The sequence below is a fragment of the Bacillus sp. JAS24-2 genome (assembly GCF_008274905.1).
In the GTDB taxonomy this organism is placed as follows: domain Bacteria; phylum Bacillota; class Bacilli; order Bacillales; family Bacillaceae_G; genus Bacillus_A; species Bacillus_A cereus.
The window spans coordinates 5,022,867-5,038,322 of the sequence record NZ_CP031068.1 but is presented as its reverse complement, the minus strand read 5'-3'; the positions used below and the strand labels follow the sequence as shown (position 1 = coordinate 5,038,322).

Genomic DNA, 15,456 nt, shown 5'->3' with positions numbered 1-15,456 from the left:
GTGGAACACGGTAAATTAGTTGAATTTCTAGGTTTAACGTTCGATTTGTCATCAGTTATGATGGTTACTGTAGCAGCAGTTATTGTTTTCTTAATCGCTGTTATCGGAACTCGCAGCTTAGCTCTTCGCCCAACCGGGATGCAAAACTTCATGGAATGGGTGTTTGACTTCGTGAAAGGGATTATCAATAGTACGATGGACTGGAAAACAGGTGGACGTTTCTTAACGCTTGGCGTTACGCTTATCATGTTTATCATCGTATCGAACTTCCTTGGTTTACCATTCATGTATTCAGCAACTGAAGCTGGCGAACATATTGCATGGTGGAGATCACCAACGTCTGATCCAGCAGTTACATTAACATTAGCCGTGATGGTAGTTACCCTCACCCATTATTATGGAATTAAGATGAAGGGTACGAAAGAGTACGTAAAAGGTTATTTCCAGCCTATGAAATTCTTATTCCCATTAAAGGTTATTGAGGAGTTTGCTAACACATTAACGTTAGGTCTTCGTTTATTTGGTAACATTTATGCAGGTGAGATCTTATTAGGATTACTTGCTAAGTTGGGCGGAGCATCAGTCCTTGGGGCATTAGGTGCGCTTGTACCAATGTTAGCATGGATGGGATTCAGTGTATTCGTTGGATCAATCCAAGCATTTATTTTCGTTATGTTAACGATGGTTTATATGGCTCATAAAGTAAGCCATGACCATTAATATAATTTAAGTAAGAAAAAATTTATTTTTTTATAATACAAAGGAGGACAAATTAAATGAGTTTAGGTGTAATCGCAGCTGCAATTGCAATTGGTTTATCAGCATTAGGTGCAGGTATTGGTAACGGTCTTATCGTATCACGTACAATCGAAGGTGTTGCTCGTCAACCAGAATTAAAAGGCGCACTTCAAACAATTATGTTCATCGGGGTTGCTTTAGTTGAGGCACTTCCAATCATCGGTGTAGTTATTGCATTCATCGTAATGAACAAATAAGGGAAACTCCCCTTACATAGATGGCGAAGAGTGTTTTTCCGAACTTTCTTCGCCATTGCTTTATGAATGAAACGTATGTCTTTTTTTTCATATGATCAATTTAGATATTTTGAAGGGAGTGAATCCTTGTGCCAACTTTATTATTAGGTGCTGCCATTCCATTTGGAACGATTGCTTATACATTGTTCATTTTCTTACTTCTATTAGTAATGCTACGCAAATTTGCGTGGGGTCCTTTAATGGGAATTATGAAAGAACGTGAAGAGCATGTTACTAATGAAATCGACGCTGCAGAAAGAAGTAATGCTGAGGCGAAGAAGTTAGTAGAAGAACAACGTGAAATGTTAAAACAATCACGTGTTGAAGCACAAGAGTTAATCGAAAGAGCGAAAAAGCAAGCTGTAGATCAAAAAGATGTTATTGTTGCTGCTGCGAAAGAAGAAGCAGAATCAATTAAAGCATCTGCTGTACAAGAAATTCAACGCGAAAAAGAGCAAGCAATTGCTGCTTTACAAGAACAAGTTGCTTCTTTATCTGTTCAAATTGCTTCTAAAGTAATTGAAAAAGAATTAAAAGAAGAAGATCAAGTGAAGTTAATTCGCGATTATATTAAAGAAGTAGGAGAAGCGCGATGAGCAATGGGATTGTAGCAAAACGTTATGCTGTCGCTCTTTTTAAAATTGCTAAAGAAAAACACGTATTAGAAATGTTTGAAGAGGAATTACGCCTTGTACAAAACGTTTATGTAAAGAACGGAGAACTACATAGCTTTTTAACGCAACCGAACATTTCAAAGGAACAAAAGAAAACGTTTCTTGCAAACGTATTCGGATCTGTTTCTGAATCTATTTTAAATACGTTATATATTTTAATTGATAACAAACGCATTGATATCTTACCTGAAATTGCAGATGAATATGTTGTTCTTGCTAATGAAGAACGTAACGTAGCGGATGCAACTGTATATTCTACTCGTCTTCTATCAGAAGAAGAGAAGCTTAACATTGCTGAAGCATTTGCAAAGAGAACGGGAAAAGATGCAATTCGCGTGAAAAATGTTGTAGATGAAGATTTACTAGGCGGAATTAAAGTACGTATTGGAAATCGCATTTATGACGGAAGTTTACAAGGAAAATTAGCACGTATTCAGCGTGAATTAATGAAGAATAGATAGGGGTGAAGCACATGAGCATCAGAGCTGAAGAAATTAGCGCACTGATAAAGCAACAAATCGAGAACTATCAGTCTGAAATCGAAGTTAGTGATGTTGGTACAGTTATCCAAGTTGGTGACGGTATCGCGCGTGCTCATGGTCTTGATAACGTTATGGCTGGTGAACTTGTAGAGTTCTCTAACGGCGTTATGGGACTAGCACAAAACTTAGAGGAAAACAACGTAGGTATTATCATTTTAGGACCTTACACAGAAATTCGTGAAGGTGACGAAGTTCGTCGTACTGGTCGCATCATGCAAGTACCGGTAGGAAAAGAACTAATTGGTCGTGTTGTAAACCCATTAGGTCAACCAGTTGATGGTTTAGGCCCAATCAATACAACAAACACTCGTCCAATCGAAAGTCCAGCACCGGGTGTAATGGATCGTAAATCTGTTCATGAGCCACTTCAAACAGGTATTAAAGCGATCGATGCTCTTGTACCAATTGGCCGTGGTCAACGTGAGTTAATCATTGGTGACCGTCAAACTGGTAAAACAGCGGTTGCACTTGATACAATCATTAACCAAAAAGATGAAGATATGATTTGTATCTATGTAGCAATTGGACAAAAAGAATCAACTGTACGTAACGTAGTAGAAACACTACGTAAGCACGGTGCATTAGAGTACACAATCGTTGTAACTGCATCTGCTTCTCAACCAGCTCCATTATTATACCTAGCTCCTTACGCTGGTGTAACAATGGGTGAAGAGTTCATGTACAATGGTAAACACGTATTAGTAGTATATGATGACTTATCAAAACAAGCAGCGGCTTACCGTGAGCTGTCATTACTATTACGTCGTCCTCCAGGTCGTGAAGCTTACCCAGGGGATGTATTCTACTTACATTCTCGCTTATTAGAGCGTGCAGCAAAATTAAGTGATGCAAAAGGCGGCGGTTCTTTAACTGCACTACCTTTCATCGAAACACAAGCAGGGGACGTATCAGCATACATCCCAACAAACGTAATTTCTATTACGGATGGACAAATCTTCTTACAATCTGACCTATTCTTCTCTGGCGTACGTCCAGCGATCGATGCGGGTACTTCTGTATCTCGTGTAGGTGGATCTGCTCAGATTAAAGCAATGAGTAAAGTATCAGGTACACTTCGTCTTGACCTTGCATCTTACCGTGAGTTAGAAGCGTTCGCTCAGTTCGGTTCTGACCTTGATAAAGCAACTCAAGCGAAATTAAACCGTGGTGCTCGTACTGTTGAGGTATTAAAACAAGGATTACACAAACCATTACGTGTAGAGAAACAAGTTATCATTCTTTACGCTTTAACACGTGGATTCCTAGATGATATCCCAGTAGTAGATATCACTCGTTTTGAAGAAGAATTCCATGCTTGGTTAGATTCTAATGCGACTGACTTATTAGAAGAAATCCGCACAACTAAGAAACTTGCGGATGACGACAAATTTGCAGCAGCAATCAATGGATTTAAAAAAGTATTTGTAGCTTCTGAATAATAAAAGCGGAAGCGGCTCGTTCTGAATGTGAGGGGGATGGAGCTTCTGACGAAGAGGCGGTGTTTGCCTCGTAGGAAGAAGTGAAGCCACCGAGCATTCAAGCCGCTGGAGCTAGATAGTATATATAAAAGGCATCTCGGGCTCTGAGATTGCTAAAGGTCATGTAAAGGAAAAGAGTAGGTGCACCTATTCTTTTCCTTCAATCATGAGCAAGAATATCTTGCAACGTAGATTAGGAAGAGGATTCTTACTAATCGTGCCAACTTCCGGAAAAAAGGTGGTGAAAACCTGTGGCATCTTTACGCGATATAAAAGCGAAGATTAACTCGACAAAGAAAACGAGTCAAATTACGAAAGCGATGGAGATGGTATCTGCATCTAAGTTAAACCGTGCAGAGCAAAATGCTAAATCTTTCGTTCCGTATATGGAAAAGATTCAAGAAGTAGTAGCGAGCATTGCGCAAGGAAGCAAAGGGATTAATCATCCAATGCTAAATGCGCGTCCTGTAAAGCGTACAGGATACATCGTTATTACGTCTGATCGCGGACTAGCAGGTGGTTATAACAGTAACGTATTACGTACAGTAAGTAACGTAATTCGTGAACGTCATAATATGGATTCAAACCAATATTCTATTATTGTGCTTGGACGACTAGGACGTGATTATTTAAAACGTCGCGGCTTTAACATTATTGATGAAGTAGTTGGATTATCTGACCACCCATCATTTACTGATATTAAAGACCTTGCTTCTCGAGCAATTGCGATGTTCGCAGATGGTGCTTATGATGAGCTGTACATCTACTACAACCATTACGTAAGTAAAATTTCACAAGAGGTAACGGAAAATAAAATTTTACCGCTTACTGATGTGGCGTCTGACAAACCGACGACAGCTTATGAATTCGAACCTTCTGAAGAAGAAATTTTAAAAGTACTATTGCCACAATACGCAGAAAGCTTAGTGTACGGTGCATTACTAGACGGTAAAGCAAGTGAACACGCAGCGCGTATGACAGCAATGAAGAGTGCTACAGACAACGCAATGGAAGTTATCGATTCACTTACACTTTCATTCAACCGTGCGCGTCAGGCAGCGATTACGCAAGAAATTACGGAAATCGTTGGTGGAGCAGCAGCGTTAGAATAGTATTAAAAAGCGGAAGCGGCTCTGTCAAAAGAGTCGCGTAAGCTATAAACCAATAAAAAATTAAAAGCTAGCTGCTCGTAGAAAGTTGGCTAATTAAAAGAAAGCTAGGAGGGAACCCGATGAATAAAGGGCGCGTTACGCAAATCATGGGTCCGGTTGTAGACGTTAAGTTTGATGGCGGAAAGCTACCAGAAATCTACAACGCCCTTACGGTAAAACAAAGCAACGAAAACGGAAGTATTAACTTAACATTTGAAGTTGCACTTCATTTAGGTGATGATACAGTTCGTACAGTTGCGATGTCTTCCACAGATGGACTTGTTCGTGGCACAGAAGTAGAAGATACTGGTAAACCAATCTCTGTACCAGTTGGTGATGTAACACTTGGTCGCGTATTTAACGTATTAGGTGATGCAATTGACTTAGATGGTGAGGTTCCTGCAGATGTACATCGTGATCCAATTCACCGTCAAGCACCTGCATTCGAAGAATTATCTACTAAAGTAGAAATTCTTGAAACTGGTATTAAAGTAGTAGACTTACTTGCTCCTTACATTAAGGGTGGTAAGATCGGCCTATTCGGTGGTGCCGGCGTAGGTAAAACAGTATTAATTCAGGAATTAATTAACAACATCGCACAAGAGCACGGTGGTATCTCTGTATTCGCTGGTGTAGGTGAGCGTACTCGTGAGGGTAATGACTTATACCACGAAATGAGCGATTCTGGCGTAATCAAGAAAACTGCGATGGTATTCGGACAAATGAACGAGCCACCTGGAGCACGTCAACGTGTTGCATTAACAGGTTTAACAATGGCTGAGCATTTCCGTGATGAGCAAGGACAAGACGTACTTCTGTTCATCGATAACATCTTCCGTTTCACGCAAGCGGGTTCTGAAGTATCTGCCCTTCTTGGTCGTATGCCATCTGCGGTAGGTTACCAACCAACACTTGCAACAGAAATGGGTCAATTACAAGAGCGTATTACATCTACAAATAAAGGGTCTATCACGTCTATCCAAGCGGTATATGTACCAGCCGATGACTATACTGACCCAGCACCAGCTACAACGTTCGCTCACTTAGATGCAACAACAAACTTAGAGCGTCGTTTAACGCAAATGGGTATTTACCCAGCCGTAGATCCATTAGCATCTACATCTCGTGCACTTTCTCCAGAAATCGTAGGAGAAGAACATTATGAAGTAGCTCGTCAAGTACAGCAAACTTTACAACGTTATAAAGAGCTTCAAGATATCATCGCTATCTTAGGTATGGATGAGTTATCTGAAGAAGATAAGTTAGTTGTACATCGTGCTCGTCGTATTCAATTCTTCTTATCTCAAAACTTCCACGTAGCTGAGCAGTTTACAGGTCAAAAAGGTTCTTACGTACCTGTAAAGAATACAGTTAGTGGTTTCAAAGAAATTCTAGAAGGAAAATATGATGACCTTCCAGAAGATGCATTCCGCTTAGTAGGTGGCATTGAAGAAGTTATTGAAAACGCGAAGAAAATGATGGCGTAAGGCCTTAGGAGGGACGAAGTATGAAGACATTTCCAGTCAGTATTGTAACTCCTGATGGACCGGTTTACGAAAAAGAAGTAGAAATGGTAAGTGTAAAAGCAGAGAGTGGGGAAATGGGGATCTTACCAGGTCACATTCCAACTGTTGCACCATTAAAAATTAGTGCAGTTCGTCTGAAAAATGGTGGACACACTGATTATGTAGCAGTAAGCGGTGGCTTTATCGAAGTTCGTCCAGATAAAGTGACTGTATTATCATCATCTGCTGAAGAAGCAAACCATATCGATATCCATCGCGCAAATGAAGCGAAGCGTCGCGCTGAGCAACGTCTGCAAGATAAACAAGCACATGTTGACTTTAAACGTGCAGAAATGGCATTACAACGTGCCGTGAACCGTTTAAACGTTTCCGATATGAAGTGAAAAAATCCGTAAGGGCTTTGCCTTTACGGATTTTTTTTGTGTATTTTATGGATAATTTTACAAAACTGGTATAATTATATTGATGCTTGTATAAGTAGAAGTGTACAACAATTTATATTTCATAAAGGGGATGAATCAATGATTGGTGAAATGAAGCGAGAAGCATTGTACTCTTTAAAGGGAAAATGGGGACTAGGTGTTGGATCAACAATTTTATATTTTATTTTAAGTTATGTCGTTTCGATGGCTGCAATGCTTATACTATTAATTCCAGGAATTATTATATTTCTCTCAGTTGCAAGCTTAACTGGATCATTTGAAGAGGAAACGATGTCAATTGGAGCAGGTATTACCTTCGGAATTTTTTATTGCATTATAATAATTTTGAGTAACGCATCGTATGGGATCACGTCATATGGTTATACAAATGTATTTTTACAGATTAGTAAACGAGAAGATGCTAAAGTAGATTACTTATTTGAAGGATTTCGTGGCTTTAAAAGAATGATGAAAACAATGTGGGCAATGCTTGCGATTTTGTTATATACAGGTACATGGATTCCGATGCTGTTAATAGGCTTATTTGCATTGTTAGGTGAAGAAGGGAATACGTCATTTGCAATAGCTTTCTTCGTACTATTAGCAATTTCAATTGTTGGTATGATTGTGATGTATTTTTCTTATGCACTGACGTACTATGTGATGATTGAAAATCCAGAATATAGTGTTTCGCAGGCGATGAAGGAAAGTAAGAATCTTATGAAGGGTCATAAGTTAGATTTGTTTCTTTTATGGCTGAGCTTCATAGGATGGGCTATTTTAGCGCTTCTTACTTTTGGAATAGGATTTCTTTGGTTTAGTCCGTATATGAGTACGACGACAGCACACTTTTATCGCTATATTTCAAAAGGTGAATTTCAATAGGAACATGCTATACTAATAGAATTATTGTGTATAGGAGGCGAGGCTACGCATGATTAGTGATTTAAAAGGAGAAGCACTAGATTCATTAGAAGGGAAATGGGGATTAGCTGTTGGGGCTACACTACTCATTTCAATTCTTATCACAGCTTTTGATTTTAGTGTTGATTGGGGATTTTCTTTAATTTTCGGTTGGCAAAAAACAAACGGTTCAATTTCAATGAATATTCTTACATTTTTCGTTACTGGACCGTTAACTTTAGGTGGATATTACCTTGGTTTAAATATCCTTCGTGAAAAGCAAGCTAGTATCGGTAATGTATTCATTTGGTTTTCAGAGGGAAAGAGATTTCTAAAATCATTTTTATTATATTTATTAGTAAATCTTTATCTTTTCTTATGGACGTTATTGTTCATTATTCCAGGTATTATTAAATCATTTTCTTATGCGATGACATACTTTATTATAAACGATCATCCTGAGTATTCACTGAACCAAGCTATTACAGAAAGTCGTCGTATGATGGATGGACATAAGATGGAGTATTTCATTTTATGTTTAAGTTTTATTGGCTGGTTTATATTAAGTTGTATTACGTTAGGGATTGGATTCTTATGGTTAATTCCATATTTCTATACGACATCTGCAGCTTTTTACGAAGAGATTGCAGAAGAATATTATGAGAAAAATATTTAGCACTAAAAAACCCCCGGTATGAATTATTTGTTCATACTGGGGGTTTTTTGTAGAAACTTTATAAACTGATTACTAGTAAGTGGTTTACTGAAATAGTAACCTTGCATATATTTACAGTTATGTTTTTGCAGAAACTTAAGTTGTTTTTCGGTTTCAATTCCTTCGGCGACGACTGAAAGATTTAAAGTATTCGCGAGGGAAAGAATTGTAGAAACGATGGCTCGTTCTTCAGGACGATGATCAGCTAATTGTGTAAATTCTCTCGGTACTTTTAATGTGTCGATTGGAAAAATTGATAAATAAGCAAGAGAAGAGTACCCAGTACCGAAGTCATCAATGGAAGTTTGGATACCGTATTCTTTTAATTGCTTCAGTCTCAATAACGTTTCTTTCTCGTCAATCATTGCAATTCTTTCTGTTAACTCAAGTGTTACATATTTTGGATCGACTTGCACGTCGTTTAATATTTGTGAAATGTTTTCGATTAATTGATCTTGCCGGAATTCTTTTGCGGATAAATTAACACTTATTTTTAAATTTTGGTAGCCAAAGGTATGCCATATTTTTAATTGGAGACAAGCTTCTTGTAATACCCAATGTCCAAGTGGGACTACTTGTGGCGTCTCTTCTACAATTGGAATAAACTCACATGGTGAAATGTCACCTAATAGTGGGTGTTTCCAACGTATTAAAGCTTCAGCACCGATAATTTTATTTGTTGTCGTATCAATTTGTGGTTGATAAACGAGATAAAATTCTTTGTTTACTAAAGCGATTGGCAAATCTTTTTCAATTCGAGCTTTTCGTTCCATTTTTTTATATAGTTCTTTCGTGTAAAGAGAGCTACCGTTTTTTCCTTTATTCTTTGCTTCGTACATGGCCATATCAGCATGCTGCAAAATGGATAGCGCATCTTCACCTGCTTCAGGATATATTGCAATTCCGATGCTCGGTGAGATTTGTAAATGTTGATTTTCGATTTCAAATGGCTCATTCATGGCCGCTACAATCCTATCAGCTATTTTTTGGACATCTGGATTTTTTTTGTAATTCTCGATAAGGATTGTGAACTCATCCCCAGCTAGCCGCGCGAGTTTCATATTTGATGTTGCTATTCTTTCGAGCCTTTTTGCTACTGCGATGAGCAATAGGTCTCCTACTCGATGACCGAGGGTATCATTAATAACTTTAAAACGGTCTAGGTCGAGAAACATAACAGCAAAAGGCTTTTTCGATATTTTTGCTCGTGCAATTGCCTGTTCTAAATGTTGATGAAATGCACGTCGATTTGCAAGCTCTGTTAAAGTATCATGGTATGCTAGGAAATTAATTTGTTCTTGTTGTTGTTTGCTTTCCGTAATATCTTTAATCATTAAATAAACCCCAGAAATTTTCTCCTTTAAAAAGATCGGTACGGCGGTAACGTGCAAGTAGTAAGTATCTCTGTTTTTATGGTACGCCCGTATTTCTAAAGAGATAGAATACCCCTTTTTCACGCGATGAAAGGCGTTAATCATTTCTTCTAAATCTTCTTCGTATATGAGTGAATAGTAAGGCTGGTTTAATAATTCATTCGTTTGATAACCGAGTAAAGTAGTACCAGCGTTATTTACTTTGAGAAAATTACCGTACAAATCTAATGTGAAGATTGGATCTGGATGATGCTCGTATAAAGATTTAAACATTTGTTGATTATGATAGAGTTCATTTTTCTGTTCTACTAAATCTTCTGTACGTAGTTTAATTTGTTTCTCGAGTTCTGAGTTGAATTGCATTTGAGCTAGCAATAAGATTTTATTTTGTTTTCGAACTAAACTATGACGTATGAGCACGAAAGAGAAAGTTATTATAAGTCCGATTACTATAATAGGCGCAAAAACGTATTCAACTAATATGAAAACAATAAGCATTACTACCGAAATATACGGTAATGATAATCGGATTGATTCACCAATTTTAGGTGTTAGTAGTACTTGTTCTTGTTTTTCAGGCTTTTTTGTATGGAGAATACAGGCGATTGCTACTAGTACTAAGGTTACTTGATAGAAAGGAGTAACTGTAAACATAGAATACTCTGGTATGAAGTATTTTAAATACGCATAAATCGCATCTGTAGTAGCATATAAAATTAAAGCACTGCCAAGAAGTGCACCGACCTTTTTAGGTAATAAGGATAGTGGTTTGAATAAAAGGTTGATTCCTATTAAGAGAAAGAGTAAATCAGCCATTGGATAGGTAAGTTGAACAAATATGTCGATATAGGATGTTGTAAAGATATGAATAGTTCGTTCAATAAGTAAGTAGTAACTTAAAGTAAATTGGGCTGTAACGATAATACAAATATCACATAGCATAAAAAGTTTTTCTAATAAATCTCGGTTATAAATGATTTCGTATAGAAAGGCAAACGTAAAGCTAACTAAAAAAAGTAAGTAAAAAAAGTCAGATGGATCAACGAACGTATAGAAGTCCTTTACAATTAAACGCTGATAGGCAACGACTATATCACCGATAAAATAAGAGAGAGCTCCAACAGATAATATGATCCAAAATAAACGAGATAGCCCTTCTTTCATGTTTGAAAAATAAAGTATATAACTACAAGCGATAATATCAATTAATAGGGTACTCGTTCCGATTAATAGCTGAAAAGAAAATGAGTATTCATATAGAAAAGGCATCGCTACATAGTGAAGCGTTATAGACAGCAATACAATGCTTATAAGAATACTTACATGTGTTTGTTTTTTCATTTATATCACCTACGGTTTCTTGAAAAGCATATATAAGTTTATATTTATTTTGCACAATTATAGCAAGTTGTAAAGATAGATTTTAATAATTCTTGTTTCTGCCTCCCAACATATCGACATAGGAATTTGAAGTTTGCTATAATGGTTAGAATAGTTGCATTATTTAGAAAAATTTAAAAATAATAATTACTGCAACTAGGACATATTGTTTACTATGTGAACTTGTTCTTAATTTAGGGGGGAGGGTTTCACAATGGCAAGTGTATATGAAAATAGTTATATGATCGTTTTGATTTTCTTGCTATTAGGTATATTGCTGCCGGTAGTGGCTCTTACATTAGGAAGGATGCTGCGCCCAAATAAACCAAGTGCAGCAAAGGCGACGACGTATGAGAGTGGAATTGAGCCTTTTCATGATGCAAATATTCGGTTTCATGCTCGTTATTATATTTTCGCTTTATTGTTTGTGATCTTTGATGTAGAAACTTTATTTTTATATCCTTGGGCTGTTGCGTATGACAAGCTAGGTTTATTTGCATTAATTGAAATGCTCATCTTTGTTGTAATGTTGCTAGTTGGATTAGCGTATGCTTGGAAAAAGAAGGTGTTACAATGGTTATAAATTTTGAGGAATTACATCCAAATGAGCGAGCAGAATTAGAACGAAATATCTTTTTTTCTACATTGGAACAGTTGAAAGGATGGGCGAGGAGCAATTCTTTATGGCCGATGACATTCGGACTGGCGTGCTGTGCAATTGAAATGATGGGAGTAGGCTCATCACATTATGATTTAGATCGATTTGGGTCATTTTTTCGGACTTCACCAAGGCAATCGGACGTCATGATTGTATCGGGAACGGTAACGAAGAAGATGGCTCCTATTGTTCGGCGCTTATATGATCAAATGCCCGAACCGAAATGGGTTATTGCGATGGGATCTTGTGCAACAGCAGGTGGTCCGTATGTAAATTCATATGCTGTTGTGAAAGGTGTAGACCAAATTGTACCAGTTGATGTGTATATTCCTGGTTGTCCCCCAAATCCAGCTGCTTTAATTTATGGAATTAATAAATTAAAAGAAAAAATTCGTTACGAAGCAAAGACCGGGAAGCAGGTGACGAATAAATGAGCAATCCAAATAAAGATTTAGAGGAGCTGAAAAAAGAAGCAGCTAGGCGTGCAAAAGAAGAAGCGAGAAAACGCCTTGTAGCGAAACACGAGGCGGAAATAAGTGAGCTTGAGGAAGAAGATCAAGAAAAAGAGAAAGCGCTACCAAAAAAAGATGATATTACTATAGAAGAAGCAAAACGACGTGCAGCAGCAGCTGCAAAAGCAAAAGCGGCGGCGTTAGCGAAGCAGAAAAGAGAAGGAACCGAGGAAGTAACGGAAGAAGAAAAAGCGAAAGCCAAGGCGAAGGCGGCAGCAGCTGCAAAAGCAAAAGCGGCAGCATTAGCGAAGCAGAAAAGAGAAGGAACCGAAGAAGTAACGGAAGAAGAAAAAGCGAAAGCCAAGGCGAAGGCGGTGGCAGCTGCCAAGGCAAAAGCGGCAGCATTGGCGAAGCAGAAAGCCTCGCAAGGTGATGGGGATTCGGGAGATGAAAAGGCAAAGGCAATTGCAGCGGCAAAAGCGAAAGCAGCAGCGGCTGCAAGAGCGAAGACAAAGGGGGCTGAAGGTAAGAGAGAGGATGAGCCGAAGCAGGAAGAACTGTCCGTAAATCAGCCGTATTTAAATCAGTATGTTGAGGCTATTAGGGAGAAGTTAGGAGAGGGTGCATTAGTAGATTCCTACATTAATAAACTGTCAAAGGATGTGCCAACTCTTGTGGTGGATCACGAAAAATATTATGAAGTGATGGAGTCACTGCGATTCCATGAGGGACTTGCTTTTGATTATATGTCAGAGCTACATGCGACGGATTTTGTGACACATATGGAAGTGTATGTTCATTTGTTTTCATATAGTAAGAAACAATCGGTAGCGGTGAAGGTAAAGCTAGACCGGGAAACGCCGCAAGTCGAATCTGTGACAGCGCTTTGGAAAGGGGCTGACTGGCCGGAGCGAGAAGCATACGATTTGCTCGGCATTATATTTAAAGGGCATCCGAATTTAACACGTATTTTAATGCCAGAGGATTGGGTAGGATATCCGCTTAGAAAAGACTATGAACCGTATGATGTGGAGGTGTAGCTATGATCCGCACGGAAGAGATGCTTTTGAATGTAGGACCTCAGCATCCGAGTACACATGGTGTGTTCAGGCTCGTAATTAAGATTGACGGGGAAATTATTAAAGAAGCTACACCTGTTATTGGGTATTTACATCGCGGGACGGAAAAGATCGCTGAGAGCTTACAGTATACGCAAATTATCCCTTATACAGATCGAATGGACTATTTATCAGCTATGACGAATAATTACGTCATTTGCCATGCTGTAGAGACGATGATGGGGCTTGAAATTCCAGAGCGTGCCGAATACTTGCGAGTACTTGCGATGGAGCTAGGAAGAATTGCGAGCCATCTCGTTTGGTGGGGGACGAATCTTCTTGATATAGGAGCGGTTAGCCCGTTTTTGTACGCTTTTCGTGAACGAGAGATGATTATAAATTTATTAAATGAATTATGCGGGGCACGGCTTACTTTTAACTATATGAGAGTTGGTGGTGTGAAGTGGGATGCGCCAGATGGTTGGATTGAAAAGGTGGAAGAGTTTGTTCCGTATATGAGAGAGCAACTGGCAGGTTATCATGATCTTGTTAGCGGTAATGAGATTTTCTTAAATCGTGTGAAAGGCGTTGGTATATATAGCGCGGAAGAAGCGATTTCGTATTCTTTAAGCGGAGCAAATTTGCGGTGCACTGGAGTAAACTGGGATCTTCGCAAAGATGAGCCGTATTCGATTTATGATCGTTTTGATTTTGATATTCCTGTTGGAAGCGTGGGAGATGCTTGGGATCGCTACGTTTGCCGAATGCAAGAAATCGAGGAGTCTTTAAAGATTGTTGAGCAAGCGGTTCAGCAGTTCCCGAAAGATGGAGCTGTGCTGGCAAAAGTACCGAAAATTATTAAGGCACCTAAGGGAGAAGCATTTGTACGTATCGAATCGCCGCGCGGAGAGATTGGTTGCTATATTGCTAGTGACGGAAAGAAAGAGCCGTACCGCTTGAAGTTTCGTAGGCCGTCTTTTTACAATTTGCAAATTTTACCGAAGTTATTGAAAGGTGAAAACATCGCCAATTTAATTACGATTTTAGGTGGAGTTGATATTGTACTTGGGGAGGTTGATGGCTGATGATTGAAACGCTCTTACAATCACCTTCAAGCTGGACGAATTTCTTCATTTTTTTCGGATTAGCGGTACTTCTACTATTTGCAGTCCTTGGCTTTGTTACATATGGAATTTTGGCAGAACGGAAAGTGATGGGGTTTATGCAAGGGCGGATTGGACCAAACCAGGTTGGAGGCCGATTCGGTTTACTGCAAACGGTAGCTGATGTTTTAAAACTATTATTGAAAGAAGATAGTATTCCGAAAGCAGCAGATAAACCGCTGTTTATATTAGCACCTGTCATTGCATTTGCGCCAGCATTTATGGTGCTTGCAGTTATCCCGTTCACTGATAAATTTCAATTTGCAGATATTGGAGTCGGGTTACTTTATTATATCGCTGTTTCCGGTATTACGACGATAGGTGTTGTAACTGGGGGATGGGCATCGAATAATAAATATTCCCTTTTAGGAGGGATGCGTGCGGCGGCGCAAATGATTTCTTATGAGATTCCGCTCGTAATGAGTGTAATTGGTATCGTTTTGCTAGCTGGTAGTCTGAATTTAAATGAGATTGTAGCGGCGCAGGAGAAGGTTTGGTACATTTTCGTACAGCCAATTGGCTTCGTCGTTTTCTTAATCGCAGCAGTTGCAGAGTTAAATAGAACGCCATTCGATTTGCCAGAAGCGGAGTCAGAACTTGTTTCTGGATATCATACGGAATACTCAGGGTTTCGCTGGGCGTTTTTCATGCTTTCAGAGTACGTATATTTCTTCGGGATGGCATCGTTAATTACAGTGCTTTTTTTAGGCGGATGGAATCCAGTCATGTTTCTTGGATTTATCCCAGGTGCCGTATGGTTTGCTTTGAAATTTAGCAGTGTAGTCTTTCTATTAATTTGGTTCCGCGTTACGTTCCCGCGTATAAGAGGTGACCAGTTAATGGAGTTTGGTTGGAAAGTATTATTGCCGATTGCACTTGCAAATATTTTCTTAACGGCATTGATTAAGGAGTTATTCTTCTAATCTA

The 15,456-nt window shown here is 38.7% G+C and carries 16 protein-coding genes; 15 read left to right on the top strand and 1 reads right to left on the bottom strand.

What is annotated here, in order from left to right; genetic code table 11:
• From atpB to DN407_RS26175, 10 genes are all read left to right on the top strand, one after another.
• Positions 1–720, top strand: coding sequence for a F0F1 ATP synthase subunit A (gene atpB / locus DN407_RS26220; protein ID WP_000399871.1), 720 nt, complete (start codon positions 1–3; stop codon positions 718–720).
• Positions 721–776: 56 nt separating this feature from the next.
• On the top strand, positions 777–995 hold the full coding sequence (atpE, locus tag DN407_RS26215) for a F0F1 ATP synthase subunit C (RefSeq protein ID WP_000052064.1): 219 nt from the start codon (positions 777–779) through the stop codon (positions 993–995).
• Positions 996–1,123: 128 nt separating this feature from the next.
• Positions 1,124–1,630, top strand: a complete 507-nt coding sequence (gene atpF, locus DN407_RS26210) for a F0F1 ATP synthase subunit B (RefSeq protein WP_001142618.1) — start codon at positions 1,124–1,126, stop codon at positions 1,628–1,630.
• Positions 1,627–2,169: a F0F1 ATP synthase subunit delta gene (gene atpH, locus DN407_RS26205; RefSeq protein WP_000064683.1), complete on the top strand. Its 543-nt coding sequence runs from the start codon at positions 1,627–1,629 to the stop codon at positions 2,167–2,169. Before atpF ends, atpH begins: the two co-directional genes overlap by 4 nt.
• Positions 2,170–2,180: 11 nt before the next feature.
• On the top strand, positions 2,181–3,689 hold the full coding sequence (atpA, locus tag DN407_RS26200) for a F0F1 ATP synthase subunit alpha (protein WP_000027518.1): 1,509 nt from the start codon (positions 2,181–2,183) through the stop codon (positions 3,687–3,689).
• Positions 3,690–3,979: 290 nt separating this feature from the next.
• On the top strand, positions 3,980–4,840 hold the full coding sequence (atpG, locus tag DN407_RS26195) for a F0F1 ATP synthase subunit gamma (RefSeq protein ID WP_000157696.1): 861 nt from the start codon (positions 3,980–3,982) through the stop codon (positions 4,838–4,840).
• A gap of 119 nt (positions 4,841–4,959) precedes the next feature.
• Positions 4,960–6,366, top strand: coding sequence for a F0F1 ATP synthase subunit beta (atpD, locus tag DN407_RS26190; protein WP_001032593.1), 1,407 nt, complete (start codon positions 4,960–4,962; stop codon positions 6,364–6,366).
• 20 nt (positions 6,367–6,386) lie between these two features.
• On the top strand, positions 6,387–6,788 hold the full coding sequence (atpC, locus tag DN407_RS26185) for a F0F1 ATP synthase subunit epsilon (protein ID WP_000847211.1): 402 nt from the start codon (positions 6,387–6,389) through the stop codon (positions 6,786–6,788).
• Positions 6,789–6,926: 138 nt separating this feature from the next.
• Entirely contained in the window at positions 6,927–7,712 is a 786-nt protein-coding gene (locus DN407_RS26180) for a DUF975 family protein (protein WP_000578829.1), read from the top strand.
• 49 nt (positions 7,713–7,761) lie between these two features.
• Positions 7,762–8,406 carry a DUF975 family protein gene (locus tag DN407_RS26175; protein ID WP_000622458.1) on the top strand — a complete coding sequence of 215 codons (645 nt, stop codon included), beginning with the start codon at positions 7,762–7,764 and terminating at the stop codon, positions 8,404–8,406.
• A gap of 23 nt (positions 8,407–8,429) precedes the next feature.
• Here the strand turns inward: DN407_RS26175 and DN407_RS26170 are convergent, their stop codons facing one another.
• Positions 8,430–11,159 carry an EAL domain-containing protein gene (locus DN407_RS26170; protein ID WP_149216714.1) on the bottom strand — a complete coding sequence of 910 codons (2,730 nt, stop codon included), beginning with the start codon at positions 11,157–11,159 and terminating at the stop codon, positions 8,430–8,432.
• A 253-nt stretch (positions 11,160–11,412) separates the two neighbouring features.
• Here DN407_RS26170 and nuoA point away from each other — a divergent pair, with 253 nt between their 5' ends.
• The 5 genes from nuoA to nuoH are packed head-to-tail and all read left to right on the top strand — an operon-like array spanning position 11,413 to position 15,452.
• On the top strand, positions 11,413–11,781 hold the full coding sequence (nuoA, locus tag DN407_RS26165; protein WP_000179273.1) for an NADH-quinone oxidoreductase subunit NuoA: 369 nt from the start codon (positions 11,413–11,415) through the stop codon (positions 11,779–11,781).
• A complete protein-coding gene (gene nuoB, locus DN407_RS26160) occupies positions 11,772–12,290 on the top strand; it encodes an NADH-quinone oxidoreductase subunit NuoB (RefSeq protein ID WP_000236331.1) in 519 nt (172 codons plus the stop codon). Before nuoA ends, nuoB begins: the two co-directional genes overlap by 10 nt.
• The gene (locus tag DN407_RS26155) at positions 12,287–13,348 is read left to right on the top strand and encodes an NADH-quinone oxidoreductase subunit C (protein ID WP_097813939.1); all 1,062 of its coding nucleotides are present in this window, start codon (positions 12,287–12,289) and stop codon (positions 13,346–13,348) included. The genes nuoB and DN407_RS26155 overlap by 4 nt, the downstream gene beginning before the upstream one ends.
• Positions 13,349–13,350: 2 nt before the next feature.
• Positions 13,351–14,451 carry an NADH-quinone oxidoreductase subunit NuoD gene (nuoD, locus tag DN407_RS26150; protein ID WP_000621434.1) on the top strand — a complete coding sequence of 367 codons (1,101 nt, stop codon included), beginning with the start codon at positions 13,351–13,353 and terminating at the stop codon, positions 14,449–14,451.
• A complete protein-coding gene (nuoH, locus tag DN407_RS26145; protein WP_000573426.1) occupies positions 14,451–15,452 on the top strand; it encodes an NADH-quinone oxidoreductase subunit NuoH in 1,002 nt (333 codons plus the stop codon). The genes nuoD and nuoH overlap by 1 nt, the downstream gene beginning before the upstream one ends.
• Positions 15,453–15,456: the final 4 nt, after the last annotated feature.

Coding starts and splice junctions, on each gene's coding strand:
- atpC (WP_000847211.1), top strand. CDS start 6,387: ATGAAGACATTTCCAGTCAGTATTGTAACTCCTGATGGACCGGTTTAC.
- nuoH (WP_000573426.1), top strand. CDS start 14,451: ATGATTGAAACGCTCTTACAATCACCTTCAAGCTGGACGAATTTCTTC.
- DN407_RS26170 (WP_149216714.1), bottom strand. CDS start 11,159: ATGAAAAAACAAACACATGTAAGTATTCTTATAAGCATTGTATTGCTG.
- atpE (WP_000052064.1), top strand. CDS start 777: ATGAGTTTAGGTGTAATCGCAGCTGCAATTGCAATTGGTTTATCAGCA.
- nuoA (WP_000179273.1), top strand. CDS start 11,413: ATGGCAAGTGTATATGAAAATAGTTATATGATCGTTTTGATTTTCTTG.
- DN407_RS26155 (WP_097813939.1), top strand. CDS start 12,287: ATGAGCAATCCAAATAAAGATTTAGAGGAGCTGAAAAAAGAAGCAGCT.
- nuoB (WP_000236331.1), top strand. CDS start 11,772: ATGGTTATAAATTTTGAGGAATTACATCCAAATGAGCGAGCAGAATTA.
- atpD (WP_001032593.1), top strand. CDS start 4,960: ATGAATAAAGGGCGCGTTACGCAAATCATGGGTCCGGTTGTAGACGTT.
- atpA (WP_000027518.1), top strand. CDS start 2,181: ATGAGCATCAGAGCTGAAGAAATTAGCGCACTGATAAAGCAACAAATC.
- atpH (WP_000064683.1), top strand. CDS start 1,627: ATGAGCAATGGGATTGTAGCAAAACGTTATGCTGTCGCTCTTTTTAAA.
- nuoD (WP_000621434.1), top strand. CDS start 13,351: ATGATCCGCACGGAAGAGATGCTTTTGAATGTAGGACCTCAGCATCCG.
- DN407_RS26180 (WP_000578829.1), top strand. CDS start 6,927: ATGATTGGTGAAATGAAGCGAGAAGCATTGTACTCTTTAAAGGGAAAA.
- DN407_RS26175 (WP_000622458.1), top strand. CDS start 7,762: ATGATTAGTGATTTAAAAGGAGAAGCACTAGATTCATTAGAAGGGAAA.